Annotated in this window: 12 protein-coding genes and 3 pseudogenes; 9 read left to right on the forward strand and 6 right to left on the reverse strand. The window is 56.0% G+C overall.

Features of this window, described 5'->3' with window-relative positions; genetic code table 11:
- Positions 1 to 44 precede the first annotated feature (44 nt).
- Positions 45 to 452 carry a PaaI family thioesterase gene (locus ACEPAJ_RS08410; protein ID WP_425917976.1) on the forward strand — a complete coding sequence of 136 codons (408 nt, stop codon included), beginning with the start codon at positions 45 to 47 and terminating at the stop codon, positions 450 to 452.
- Between the two features lie 65 nt (positions 453 to 517).
- On the opposite strand, the pseudogene ACEPAJ_RS08415 reads toward ACEPAJ_RS08410, so the two are convergent.
- Positions 518 to 1770: pseudogene (locus ACEPAJ_RS08415) on the reverse strand (OprD family porin).
- Positions 1771 to 2535: 765 nt separating this feature from the next.
- Here ACEPAJ_RS08415 and ACEPAJ_RS08420 point away from each other — a divergent pair.
- Positions 2536 to 2960: pseudogene (locus ACEPAJ_RS08420) on the forward strand (HIT family protein).
- A 3-nt stretch (positions 2961 to 2963) separates the two neighbouring features.
- Positions 2964 to 3170: a SlyX family protein gene (locus ACEPAJ_RS08425; protein WP_425914490.1), complete on the forward strand. Its 207-nt coding sequence runs from the start codon at positions 2964 to 2966 to the stop codon at positions 3168 to 3170.
- Between the two features lie 51 nt (positions 3171 to 3221).
- Here ACEPAJ_RS08425 and ACEPAJ_RS08430 read toward each other — a convergent pair whose 3' ends face one another.
- The 5 genes from ACEPAJ_RS08430 to ACEPAJ_RS08450 form a co-directional block, all read right to left on the reverse strand.
- Entirely contained in the window at positions 3222 to 3446 is a 225-nt protein-coding gene (locus ACEPAJ_RS08430) for a cold shock domain-containing protein (RefSeq protein WP_244153932.1), read from the reverse strand.
- A gap of 119 nt (positions 3447 to 3565) precedes the next feature.
- Positions 3566 to 3823 (reverse strand): cold shock domain-containing protein membrane protein, encoded by a 258-nt coding sequence (locus tag ACEPAJ_RS08435; protein WP_425914491.1) that lies wholly within the window; start codon positions 3821 to 3823, stop codon positions 3566 to 3568.
- Between the two features lie 172 nt (positions 3824 to 3995).
- The gene (locus ACEPAJ_RS08440; RefSeq protein WP_425914492.1) at positions 3996 to 5063 is read right to left on the reverse strand and encodes a GGDEF domain-containing protein; all 1068 of its coding nucleotides are present in this window, start codon (positions 5061 to 5063) and stop codon (positions 3996 to 3998) included.
- Between the two features lie 215 nt (positions 5064 to 5278).
- Positions 5279 to 5749, reverse strand: a complete 471-nt coding sequence (locus tag ACEPAJ_RS08445) for a Dps family protein (RefSeq protein WP_090237816.1) — start codon at positions 5747 to 5749, stop codon at positions 5279 to 5281.
- Positions 5750 to 5898: 149 nt separating this feature from the next.
- The gene (locus ACEPAJ_RS08450; RefSeq protein ID WP_425914493.1) at positions 5899 to 7062 is read right to left on the reverse strand and encodes an HD domain-containing phosphohydrolase; all 1164 of its coding nucleotides are present in this window, start codon (positions 7060 to 7062) and stop codon (positions 5899 to 5901) included.
- A 285-nt stretch (positions 7063 to 7347) separates the two neighbouring features.
- On the opposite strand from ACEPAJ_RS08450, the gene aspS reads away from it, so the two are divergent.
- The 6 genes and pseudogenes from aspS (at position 7348) to ybgC (ending at position 12859) form a co-directional block, all read left to right on the forward strand.
- Positions 7348 to 9123, forward strand: a complete 1776-nt coding sequence (gene aspS, locus ACEPAJ_RS08455; protein WP_425914494.1) for an aspartate--tRNA ligase — start codon at positions 7348 to 7350, stop codon at positions 9121 to 9123.
- Between the two features lie 104 nt (positions 9124 to 9227).
- Positions 9228 to 9977 carry a YebC/PmpR family DNA-binding transcriptional regulator gene (locus ACEPAJ_RS08460; protein WP_425914495.1) on the forward strand — a complete coding sequence of 250 codons (750 nt, stop codon included), beginning with the start codon at positions 9228 to 9230 and terminating at the stop codon, positions 9975 to 9977.
- Positions 9978 to 10149: 172 nt separating this feature from the next.
- Positions 10150 to 10674, forward strand: coding sequence for a crossover junction endodeoxyribonuclease RuvC (ruvC, locus tag ACEPAJ_RS08465; RefSeq protein ID WP_425914496.1), 525 nt, complete (start codon positions 10150 to 10152; stop codon positions 10672 to 10674).
- 23 nt (positions 10675 to 10697) lie between these two features.
- Positions 10698 to 11303 (forward strand): Holliday junction branch migration protein RuvA, encoded by a 606-nt coding sequence (gene ruvA, locus ACEPAJ_RS08470; protein ID WP_425914497.1) that lies wholly within the window; start codon positions 10698 to 10700, stop codon positions 11301 to 11303.
- Positions 11303 to 12354, forward strand: a pseudogene (ruvB, locus tag ACEPAJ_RS08475) (Holliday junction branch migration DNA helicase RuvB). The gene ruvA and the pseudogene ruvB overlap by 1 nt, the downstream one beginning before the upstream one ends.
- Positions 12355 to 12406: 52 nt before the next feature.
- Entirely contained in the window at positions 12407 to 12859 is a 453-nt protein-coding gene (gene ybgC, locus ACEPAJ_RS08480; RefSeq protein WP_425914498.1) for a tol-pal system-associated acyl-CoA thioesterase, read from the forward strand.
- Positions 12860 to 12861: the final 2 nt, after the last annotated feature.

Here is a 12861-nt window from a genome sequence, read left to right on the forward strand (position 1 = left end):
GGAGGCTGGCGTGTGCCGATAAAAAGGAGATGTGTGTGTCGATATTGACGGCAGAGCAGGTGCAGGCGCTAATTCGCGCAGGGTTACCAATGGCGGAAGACATTAACCTGTGCATCGATCGACTGGATGCTAAGGGCGCGCTGGCGCGCGTGCCATTCCACAGTAAGCTGGTGCGGCCCGGCGGCACGCTGTCTGGTCCAACCATCATGGCGCTGGCCGATGCGGCGATGTATGCCGTGGTGCTCGGCAGCCTCGGGCGGGTGGAGATGGCCGTTACGTCCAACTTGAATATCAATTTTCTGGTTAAGCCAAAGCCGTTGGATCTATTAGCTGAGGCGCGCATATTGCGCTTGAGTCGCAGGCAGGCTGTGTGCGAAGTGTCGGTCTATTCGCTGGGGCATGAGGGTGAGTTGGTGGCGCATGTGACGGGGACTTATGCGTTGCCGCTTTAAGTTTCTGTAGGCAATAAAAAAGCCCGACCTAAGTCGGGCTTTCTTTGCAGGCTAAACAGTCTGAATTACAGAATGCTAAGTGGGTACTCAACGATCAGGCGGAAGTCATTTACGTCACCACCGTACGAATTATCTGCACGGTAGAAAGCGTTACGAACGCGGAAAGAAAGATCTTTGGCGGCACCTTCTTGGATCACATATTTGGCTTCAAGGTTGAGCTCTCGCTCTTGAGCGTCTGAGCCACTACCAACGTCGATATTGTCGCCGGCGATGTAACGAGTCATGAAGCTCAGGCCAGGAACGCCATACTCAGCCATATTCAGGTCATAGCGAACCTGCCAGGAGGTTTCATCTTTAGCGTTGAAGTCAGAGTATTGAACGGAGTTAGACAGCCAAATGGTACCGCCACCGTCAATGTCGCCATAGCGGTAGCTGGTGTCACCAGTGGAGCGCTGGTGGGCCAAGGTGAATGTGTGTGAGCCCATGGAGTAGGCGGCAGCAAGGCTCCAGATGGTGTTATCCATTTCGCCTAGAAGTTCTTTGCCGTCACCGCTAGTTTTATAGCCGTTGAGGTCAAAATTCAGAGACTGGGACTCTGTCAGCGGTAGGTTGTAGTTCAAGTTGACATAAGTCTTCTTGAAGTTGTCTTCCGCGTCAGAGTGGTGGATAGCGCCAGAGAAATTATCGGTGAAGCTATAGCTAGCACCAATGATGTTAATTTCTTTAAGACCAAAAGTGTCGCGATCAGTACTGACCTGGCTACTCATTGCCGTAAAGCGGCCAGCAGTCAGTTCCAAACCTTCGATTTCGTTGCTGGTCAGCAAAGTGCCTGTAGCGACTTCCGGCAAGATTCGGCTGTCGTCTGTGGAGAATACAGGGCTACCCGTGACCATGTTGCCGTACTTTAGAACTGTGTCAGAAACACGGAACTTAATAGCGCCGCCGACTTCAGTTTGAGTGTCATCATTGTGGCCGTTGCTAGTCGTGTCAAAAAGCCATTGCCTTTATGGCCGCGACCGCCATCCAGCTTAATGCTGCTTAGGCTGTGCGCGTCGACGCCGACACCGACTGTACCTTGGGTGAAACCAGACTCGGCAAGTACGCGAATGCCAAGACCTGTTTCTTCGCGATAGCTTTGAGCGCTGCGCTGAGGGCCGCCCGAGCGGAAATCACGGTTCATGTAAAGAACGCGATTGAATAGGTTGAGGGTACTGTCTTCAAGGAAGCCCTTGGATTCGGACTGGCTTGAGGCGAATGCCATTTGAGTACTGCCCGCTGCTACTGCGAGGGCGATTACGCTCCACTTCATCACTTGCATCGTGATTGCTCCTTTGGTTTATAAAAGTTGCGCCGCCCTGCTGGTTGTTGTATGGCGGCTCTTTTCTTTTTGTGTCGGCGATAACTTATAGCACGCTGCCTATGTTGGCGATAGTTGCAATCTATCCATTGCGTTTTCTTCAAAGCTGTGTCGCAAAGCCTATGAATCATGTCGCAATTTTGTAGATGCTGCAGGCGTGCTGTAAGTCATTACTGACGGATTTTTGCGCTTGTCTGCTGATGATTTTCTGCAGGCGAGGCGCGATACGATTCGTCAGGGATTGCTAAGCAATAGTCGTGCACAAAATGCCAAAGGCCTGTTTTTTAGCCGCTAGGCGACTTGGTTCGTCACTTTTTCGGGATGTTGTTTTGGGTTTTCGAGGCTTTTCAGGCGTTATTTCTATTTCTATCGTCAGCTGAAGGTTTTTTTGTTGATTGTGTTCTCCTGGGTTTTCAGAGGGTTGCAGTCGGATCGTGCCTGTCTGGCATGTGGCTGCTGTGTTGGGATTACCGAGGGAACAGTTTTGGTGCGCGGGCGTGGGATGGTTCTGTTGAGTGCTTTCTAATGGTGCGAAGTTTGTGGGGTCTGCACCATGGATGCTGGAAGCACTGCTTCGGCGTATCCTGCATTGCGGGTATTTGCATGCTCTAGCTGGGTTGGCGAGCTGCTGGCTATCTTGGCTCGGGTGTCGCAGTCGGGTGCTGTTGCTCAGCCTGTTCGATCGTTGTCAAAACACTGTGGGTGGATTTTTAGGGGTTAATGGTGATGTTTGTTCTGGATTCGCGTTTGCAGCAGGACACGCTTTATTGGGTGATTACCCGTTGTGCAGTCTGCTGCTGATGAATGATGCGCAGTACCCGTGGTTTATCTTGGTGCCGCGTCGTGAGGCTGTGAGTGAGCTGTTTCAGTTGGATGCAGCGGATCAGCTGCAGCTCTGGCAGGAAACTAATCGCTTGGCTGAAGTGCTTAAAGACTGTTTTGCAGCGGATAAAATGAATGTCGCTACGCTGGGGAATGTGGTCAGCCAGTTGCACATGCATGTCGTCGTGCGTCGTCGCAATGACGTGGCCTGGCCCGCGCCTGTATGGGGTAAGCATCCTGCGCAGCCTTATAGTGCTGAGCAGTTAGTGGCGCTGAAGGCTCGGTTGCGGCTGATTTTGACTGAGGGTTTCTGTTTTGCTGAGGGCTGATTGGTGGAAGTAGAAGAGCGCATCAACGATTTACAAAGCCGCCTGGCCTTTCAAGATGACACGATTCAGGCACTCAACGATGCGCTAGTAGCGCAACAGCGGTTGCTTGAGCGTTTGCAGTTGCAGGTGGCTGCATTGATCAAGCGGCAGGAGGAGGTGGGTTCGCAATTCGGCATGGCCGAGGATGAGGCGCCGCCGCCGCATTATTGAGTCCCTAAAATGCAAAAGGCCCGCATGTGCGGGCCTTTTTGTTTTTTTGGATTAGCGTCTTGCGGGCAGTGCGGCGATCACGTCCTCGGCCTGCAGGCCTTTGTCGCGGTGCATGACGGCGAATTCGACCCGCTGGCCTTCTACCAGTACGCGGTGGCCTTCACCGCGAATGGCGCGAAAGTGCACAAAAATATCGTCACCCGAGTCGCGGGAGATAAAGCCGAAACCCTTCGAGGTGTTGAACCATTTCACGGTGCCCGTTTCGCGGTCGCCCAGGTCATGCGAGCTAGAGACGTTGCGTGGCTTGAGGCGCAGGTTGGTCGCCAGGTGCAGAGCCACGGCGGCGGCGATGATGATGAGGCTAAACAGGCTGGCAGGTTGGTTGGCGATTTCTGCTAGGGGGCTAGCAGGATCAAGGCTTGTAGCAGGCTGCCAATTACTAGGAGTGCTGAAACCAGGCTTTGCACTTGATGGCGCAGGCCGGCATGCCAGATCGGCAGTTGCGGAGCGAGTAGAAGGTTAAGTAGGCCGAACAGTGCGAGGCACAGGGCGTCGGGATGGCTTAAAAGTGACTGTGGCGTGTCGCTGAAGGCTGGAGCAAAAGAAAGTAGCAGGGCGATAGCGCCCGTCAGGAGATGGACAATTTTCAACATGTTCGATTAGCTCACTCAATTTATATGGTCAACGGAGGGCTGGCTGCGCGTATTTGGCGTTGCAAGGGAGGAGTAGAAGCGCGTGGTACCAGCCGATGTGCCTGTGTGCCGAACCAAGGCTGCGGTTCAGCGGCACGGGGCGTATTTAACAGTAAAGAGGCGGGGTTCTCAATCAGGCTCTGAGTGCTGTATCGCTTGGGTTGGGGTTTACCTGGTTGCGGCCATTGCGCTTGGCTTGATAAAGGGCGTCATCGGCGCGCGTGAGGAGTGTTTCAAGGGTGTCGCCTTGTTTGGCAAGGGCGAAACCAAAAGAGGCTGTGATGCTGTCGAGTACTTCGTCGGTACGGCGTACCTTGATGCGCAGTGACTGGATTTTCAGGCGTAGCTGCTCGGCAAAAGCGTGAACAGTAGGGCTGTCAAAGTAGTCACGCAGGATGATGCAGAACTCTTCGCCGCCATAGCGGGCGGCAATGGCGCGTGCGGGGAGGGTGTCGCGCAGTAGTTGGCCAACATGCTGCAGTACGCGATCACCCAGTGGGTGCCCGTATTGGTCGTTGAACTGTTTGAAATAGTCGATATCCAGCATCACTAGGGCAACGCCTTTGTAATCCGTGCTTAGGGTTTGTTCAAGCAATCGGCTGAAGGCGTTGCGGTTGAATACCTGTGTCAGGTTATCCAGTGTTGCGGCAATGTGGGCGCGTTCGAGTTGGCCGCGCAGGGTCTTGATTTCCTGCTGGGCAGCATTCAGTCGATTTAGAAATTGGGTTTGCTGATTCTGCATCAGCTGAGTGCTTTCTTGCAGCTCGCTCAAGACGCTAGGCAGGTCGTCGATGATTGGCTCTTGCAGGGCCGCGAGACCCAGCTCTAGGCTGGCCTGATAGTTACTGCTGCCAGTAATGCTGAGTGAAACATTGCCTTCGATATCGTCGACCAGTTCGATGACTTGTTGCTGGCCTGCTCGCGCTTCTTCGAGTTCGCCGTGGATGATGTAGTCACGAAACAGCTTGACTGCGGTTTCCGGGGGGAAGCTGTCAAAGTCTGCGACGGTCTTATCCAAGCGGCGATTAAGTTCCGGCTCAAGCCCTTTGCTGTAGGTGTACCAAAGGGCGTAGTGCACCGGATTCGGTGGAATGCCATGGCGCATCATTAGAGGCACTGATTTTTTCAGAAGCGCGGCAGCGTCGCGCGTATCTTCGGGATACAGTTCTAGGATGCCGGGTGCTTTTTTGGGAGTGTTCATGCACATCACTGTGTCAGGGGTCCAATTGGCCAAAGCATAGAACAGCTGTTGTTCATTCGCCTAGCAAAAGGCCCGTGGATGCTGGGTCAATCGCTTTAGGTGTCTAAGGCTGGCGGCTAAATCTGTATGGCTCGCCACCTAGAAAACAATAAACCTCGAGAAGTGCTCCCGAGGTTTATTGTTTTTAGGTTTACGCCAGGCAAGGTTTTGGCTTGTTAGGCGGCTAGCAGGCTGCGCAGCATCCAAGCGGTTTTTTCATGGACTTGCATGCGTTGGGTCAATAGGTCAGCGGTAGGTTCGTCGCTGACTTTATCCAACAGCGGAAAGATCCCGCGGGCTGTGCGTACGACGGCTTCCTGGCCTTGAACCAGTAGCTTGATCATGTCCTGCGCATCTGGGACGCCTTCTTCTTCCTTAATGGAGGAGAGGCGGGCGTAGGCCGCATAGGTGCCAGGTGCTGGGAAGCCCAGGGTGCGAATACGCTCTGCAATATCGTCCACGGCCAGTGCCAGCTCGGTGTATTGACCTTCAAACATCAAATGCAGGGTGTTGAACATTGGGCCGGTGACGTTCCAATGGAAGTTATGGGTTTTCAGGTACAGCGTGTACGTGTCAGCGAGTAAGCGCGACAAGCCCTCAGCGATGGCGGCGCGATCCTGCTCGGCAATACCAATGTTGATTTCCATACCATTTATCCTCTCAGGTGGGGCGGGTAGCTGCTCTTTGATGGGCAAAGCCTAACATGGCGGCTGTTGAGCTTTATCCTGCTTCATATCAATAGAAGTGCTGTTTGGATGATATTGCCGAGCCAGGGTTCAATTTTCTAGTGGCGCGTTTAGTGGCGCGTTGTGTGCTCGGTGATTGGGGCGGTTTCGGGAGCGTGACGATGCGCCAGTTCTGGATACCGCTGTAACGTTTGATTGAAAAGCTCAACCCAATGAGCGCTGAACTGAGTCCCTGCAAGGTTGTTGATTTCGAGAATGGCGCGCAGCAGTGGGCGCTTGTTCAGCTTCTGGTGGGCACGCTCGTGAGTGCGCGCGTCGAAGGTGTCGACGATGCCAATAATGAGTGCGCCAGGGCTGGTTTCGATTTCTTTCAGGCCTTTGGGGTAGCCACTGCCGTCCGCACGCTCCTGGTGCTGCAGGACGATTTCCGCGGCTGAATGCCAGTGTGGCATACGCTTGAGCAGGTCATGGGCGATGCGCGGGTGCGACTGCATTCGGCGACGTTCTTCATGAGTGAAGTTGACCTCTTTGTGCAGCATGTCCAGCGGCAAGAAGGCCATGCCTACGTCGTGCAGGCAGATGGCTGCTGTCAGCTGCTCGGGCTGTTCTGGGGTGCCGCCCAACTGGTTGATGGCTAGGGCCAGATCGAGCTGGCGTAGCCCACGGCCTTGCCAGTAGTGCGAGCGACGCTCGCTGGCTTTCATCAAATCGATAAAGAACAACAGGTCGGCATTGAGCTCAATGCCGTAGCGTGTCAGCAGTTCGGCAACCGCAGGTTGCTCGATAGTTTGGAGGGTGGAGGCTTCAGAGCTGGGGTCGAGTTGCTGTAGCAGTGCGCTACGCATGCCGGTTTGTTGCGCTGCAGGTATGTGCGCAAGGTGGCTGAGTGACTGGGCAAGGGCCTGGATCTGGCTGTCGCTAAGCTGTGTCTCGTGGCCGCCGAATGCGTGATGGATAAGTTCTTTGAGGTGGTCGAGGGTTAGCAAGAGAATATCGCCCAGTAGGCTGTCAAAACTCAGCTCGCCGTCACGCAAGCAAGACAGTACATCCTCCATGGCTTGTGGGACGCTGATCAGCGCATCCAGTCCGACGCAGCCCAGGTTGCCCTTGACAGTGTGGATCAAACGATACAATACACGCAGGCGCTCGTTGTCATTGGGTGCGTGCTCAAGCTCAATCAGTAATTGCTCGCAGCGTTGGAATTGTTCGTTGGACTCCAGGCGAAAGTCATCCAGCAAATCGCTGGGTAATTCAGCCAAGTCTGGCCTGCTCATAGGCTTCTCCACTAACCGATAGTCTGAAAGCTGCACGCCTGAGTATAGGAAGGGCTGGTAATAGCGCGTATGGCGGCGGCTGCACGTGACGGCTTAACCATATATAATCCCGCCCTTTGCCGTGTTTTGTGGGCTCTTGCGGGCGATTGCGTATGCGTTGCCGGTCAGTTGTCGCCCATGAAAATCAGCGCAATTGCGGGAACAGGCGCATGCGCCAACCGGCCAACGAGCGTCGCATTGATTGCGGCCCAACGAATTCAAGACTCAAGAGAAGCGATTACCACCATGATGCGCAGCCATTATTGCGGCCAACTGAACGAGAGCCTGGACGGCCAGGAAATCACCCTTTGCGGTTGGGTACATCGCCGCCGTGACCATGGCGGGGTGATTTTCCTCGACATTCGTGACCGTGAAGGTCTGGCTCAGGTGGTGTTCGACCCGGATCGTGCCGAAACCTTTGCAGCGGCTGATAAAGTGCGCAGCGAATATGTGGTGAAAATCACCGGCAAGGTGCGCTTGCGTCCGGCGGGTGCGGGTAATGCCAACATGGCCTCCGGCGCGATTGAAGTGCTGGGTTATGAGTTGGAAGTGCTGAACGAAGCGGAAACCCCGCCGTTCCCACTTAACGAATACACCGATGTGGGCGAAGAAACCCGCCTGCGTTACCGCTTTATCGACCTGCGTCGCCCGGAAATGGCGGCCAAGTTGAAGCTGCGTTCAAGCATCACCAGCAGCATTCGCCGCTACCTCGACGACAACGGCTTCCTTGACGTTGAAACGCCGATCCTCACCCGTGCCACGCCAGAAGGCGCGCGCGACTATCTGGTGCCAAGCCGCACCCACGCCGGCAGCTTCTTCGCGCTGCCGCAGTCGCCGCAGCTGTTCAAGCAATTGCTGATGGTCGCCGGCTTCGACCGCTACTACCAGATCGCTAAGTGCTTCCGTGACGAAGACCTGCGTGCCGATCGTCAGCCTGAATTCACTCAGATCGACATCGAAACCAGCTTCCTCGACGAGGCTGACATCATGGCCATCACCGAGAAGATGATTCGCCAGCTGTTTAAAGAAGTGCTGGATGTTGAGTTCGGCGAGTTGCCGCACATGACCCTGGCCGAAGCCATGCGCCGTTATGGTTCGGACAAGCCGGACCTGCGTAACCCGCTGGAGCTGGTGGACGTTGCTGATCAGCTCAAAGATGTCGACTTCAAAGTCTTCGCCGGCCCAGCTAACGATGCCAAGTGCCGCGTTACCGCTTTGCGCGTACCAGGCGGGGCGAGCATGCCGCGCAAGCAGATCGACGATTACACCAAGTTCGTCGGCATCTACGGTGCCAAGGGCCTGGCCTATATCAAGGTCAACGAACGCGCCAATGGCGTTGAAGGTCTGCAATCGCCGATCGTTAAGAACATCCCGCTGGACAACATCAATGTGATCCTTGATCGCGTCGGTGCGGTCGACGGCGACATCGTGTTCTTCGGCGCCGATAAGGCCAAGATCGTTTCCGAGGCATTGGGCGCGCTGCGTATCAAGTTGGGTCACGACCTCAATCTGCTGACCTGTGAGTGGGCGCCGCTATGGGTCGTCGACTTCCCGATGTTCGAAGAGAACGACGACGGCAGCCTGACCGCCATGCACCACCCGTTCACCGCACCGAGCTGCAGCCCGCAAGAGCTGGAAGCCAACCCGGCGGCCGCACTGTCGCGCGCCTATGACATGGTGCTCAACGGTACTGAGCTGGGTGGCGGCTCGATCCGTATCCACGATAAGTCGATGCAGCAGACGGTGTTCCGCGTACTGGGCATTAGCGAAGACGAGCAGCAGGAGAAGTTCGGTTTCCTCCTCGATGCCCTGAAGTTCGGTGCGCCGCCTCACGGTGGTTTGGCCTTCGGCCTTGATCGCCTGGTGATGCTGATGACCGGTGCGCAGTCGATTCGCGAAGTGATTGCCTTCCCGAAAACCCAGAGCGCGGCTTGTGTTATGACGCAGGCGCCGGGTGAGGTGGATAACAAGTCGTTGCGCGAGTTGCACATTCGTCTGCGCGAGCAGCCGAAAGCGGAATAAAGCGTCAAAAGAAGCCTGGTTTTCCAGGCTTCTTCTTTATGGCAGGGCGGAGAGACTCGAACTCTCACGCCTTGATAACGAATGTGAAATAACCGGAGTGAGTTATGGCTGGTCATTCCAAGTGGGCCAACATCAAGCACCGCAAAGGGCGTCAGGACGCCAAGCGCGGCAAGATTTTCACCAAGATTATTCGTGAGCTGACGGTTGCGGCCAAGCACGGTGGCCCGATCCCGGCGGACAACCCACGTCTGCGTCTGGCGGTGGACAAGGCACTGACCGCCAACATGTCGCGTGATGTCATCGATCGGGCGATTGCACGTGGCGCCGGTAACAATGACGCCGACAACGTTGCGGAGCTGAGCTATGAAGGCTACGCCGTCGGTGGTGTGGCGATTATCGTTGAGGCCATGACCGACAACCGTAACCGTACGGCTGCGGAAGTGCGCCATGCCTTTACCAAGTGTGGTGGCAACCTGGGTACCGATGGCTCGGTGGCCTATATGTTCGACCGCAAAGGCCAGCTCAGCTTCGCGCCGGGTGTCGACGAAGATGCGCTGATGGAGGCGGCGTTGGAGGCTGGCGCCGATGACGTGGAGATGGGTGAAGATGGCTCGGCGCTGGTCTCCACCAGCTTTGCTGATTTTCATGCCGTTAACGAAGCGCTCAGTGCTGCAGGTTTCAAGCCTGAGGACGCTGAAATTGCCATGATCCCTTCGATTAGCGCGCCGATTACGGATCTGGACACTGCGCAGAAGGTCATCAAACTGATCGACATGTTGGAAGACCTCGACGATGTGCAGGAGGTTTACCACAACGCCGAGATTCCTGATGAGCTGATGGAGCAGCTTGGCTGATTGTCCATGGCTTTAGCGAAACCGGAAGTAGTTGGGTGAATAATCCAGCGCTTCCGGTTTTTTTATGGGGGCTGGCTGGGTGACGCAAGCCATGCCGGGCTCTATACTCGCCAACTGGATAAATAGACAGTGTGCCGGCTGAGTTGGCGGGTACCTTGAGTGAGCGGTAGGCATGACCTTGATTCTCGGCATCGACCCGGGTTCGCGCATTACCGGCTACGGCGTGGTGCGCGATAACGGGCGTAATTGCGACTATGTCGCCTCGGGCTGTATTCGTACGGGCAATGGCTCCATGCCGGAGCGTCTGCAGGTGGTGTTTCGCGGCGTGCGCGAGGTTATTGAGACCTACGGGCCGGTCACCATGGGCATTGAGCGGGTGTTTATGGCGCGTAACCCGGACTCTGCGCTTAAGCTCGGTCAGGCGCGTGGTGTGGCCATCGTCGCAGGGATTGAGGCTGGGCTGGATATCGCCGAATACACCGCGACTCAGGTTAAACAGGCGATTGCCGGCAGCGGTGGGGCGGACAAGGAGCAAGTGCAGCTAATGGTCATGCACCTGCTCAAGCTGGTGCAGAAGCCACAGATCGACGCCTCTGATGCCCTGGCGATTGCTTTGTGTCATGCCCATCATCGACAGAGTCTCATTCCTCACGGTCTGGTCGGCGCCAAGCGTCGTGCCGGTCGCCTTCGTTTGTAACGTAATTTTTAAGGAAAGCAGCGGTGATCGGACGTTTGCGCGGCACCCTGGCGGAAAAGCAGCCGCCCCATGTGATTGTTGACATAAATGGTTTGGGTTATGAGTTGGAAGTCCCCATGACCACCCTGTACCGTTTGCCCCCGGTGGGCGAGCCGCTGACGCTGCACACTCATTTGGTGGTGCGTGAAGACGCGCATCTGCTCTATGGTTTTTTTGAGAAGCGTGAGCGCGAACTGTTTCGCGAGCTCATCCGCCTGAATGGCGTAGGGCCGAAGTTGGCACTGGCATTGATGTCGGGGCTGGAGGTCGATGAGCTGGTGCGTTGCGTGCAGGCGCAAGACACCTCGGTGTTGGTGAAAATCCCCGGGGTCGGCAAGAAAACGGCTGAGCGTTTGCTGGTTGAGTTGAAAGACCGCTTCAAGGCTTGGGACGTTGTGCCGGGTATGTCGCCACTGGTGGCGGAACCTCGCGCCGGTGGCGCAGTCTCAAGCGCGGAGAATGATGCCGTCAGCGCACTTATTTCGCTCGGCTACAAACCCCAGGAAGCCAGTCGCGCCGTCTCAGCTATTAAGGAAGAAGGTTTGAGCAGTGAAGATATGATTCGTCGAGCCCTTAAGGGAATGGTCTAGTGCTAGAAGCTGATCGTCTGATTACCGCCACCCCCGTGACCGTGACGAGCAGGTTGATCGTGCCATTCGCCCGCTTAAGCTGGCTGAGTACATTGGTCAGCCAAGCGTGCGTGAGCAGATGGAGCTGTTTATCCAGGCCGCCCGTGGACGCAGTGAAGCGCTCGATCACACCTTGATTTTCGGCCCGCCTGGCCTGGGTAAGACGACCCTGGCCAATATCATCGCCCAGGAAATGAATGTCTCAATCAAGAGCACGTCCGGCCCAGTTCTAGAGCGACCGGGCGATCTGGCCGCGCTGCTGACCAATCTTGAGCCGGGCGATGTGCTGTTTATCGATGAGATTCATCGTCTTTCGCCGATTGTCGAAGAAGTGCTGTACCCGGCGATGGAGGACTTCCAGCTCGACATCATGATCGGCGAGGGCCCGGCAGCGCGTTCGATTAAGCTCGACCTGCCGCCCTTTACCTTGGTCGGTGCTACCACCCGCGCCGGCATGCTGACCAATCCGCTGCGTGATCGTTTCGGTATCGTCCAGCGCTTGGAGTTCTATAACACTGAAGACCTGACCACCATCATCATGCGTTCGGCGGGGATTCTGGGTTTGCCGATTGAACCGCAGGGTGCATTCGAGATTGCGCGCCGAGCGCGTGGTACACCACGTATCGCCAACCGCTTGCTGCGCCGGGTGCGTGACTTTGCTGAAGTGCGCGGCCAGGGCGATATCACCCGGTCGATTGCCGACCTCGCGCTGAACTTGCTGGATGTCGATGAGCGGGGGTTCGATCACCAGGATCGGCGCCTGCTGCTGACCATGATCGAGAAGTTCGATGGCGGACCAGTCGGTGTCGACAACTTGGCTGCAGCCATCAGCGAGGAGCGCCATACCATTGAGGATGTACTGGAGCCTTATCTAATCCAGCAGGGTTACATCATGCGCACCCCGCGTGGGCGTGTTGTGACCCGGCATGCCTACCTGCATTTTGGGCTGAATGTACCGAAACGCATGGGCGAACTGCCCGTGGAGCAGCAGGCTAACGGTGCGCTGGAGTAAGAAAAAATACTTGCTGTACCCAATTGGCAAGACCGGGAGCTAAGACTAGAGTATGCGCGCGCAAAACGGAGTTCAGCCGTTCACCTTTCGTTGTCGGGTTTATTTCGAAGACACCGATGCGGGCGGCATCGTCTACTACGTCAATTACCTCAAATTTATGGAACGGGCTCGTACCGAACGCCTGCGTGATCTGGGTTTTCTCCAGTCGACGTTGGCCGAGGAGGGCCTGTTGTTTGTTGTGCACTCGGCTGAAGCGCGCTATCACGCGCCAGCCAGGCTCGATGATGAGCTGGTGGTAAGCGCTGAAGTGGTTGAGTTAAACCGTGCCAGCTTGCGTTTTCGTCAGCAAGTCAGGCGGGCAGCGGATGATGTGTTGCTCTGTGAAGGGCAATTTATGGTGGCCTGTGTGCGCGCCGACAATTTAAAACCCCGGGCTATTCCCCCAACTCTGCATGCGGCCTTTGCCGGGCAGGGTGGCGCGGGTACATCTAGAGCAGGAGAGTAAGC

It is taken from the genome of Pseudomonas sp. GWSMS-1 (assembly GCF_049847425.1).
Taxonomy (GTDB): Bacteria; Pseudomonadota; Gammaproteobacteria; order Pseudomonadales; family Pseudomonadaceae; genus Aquipseudomonas.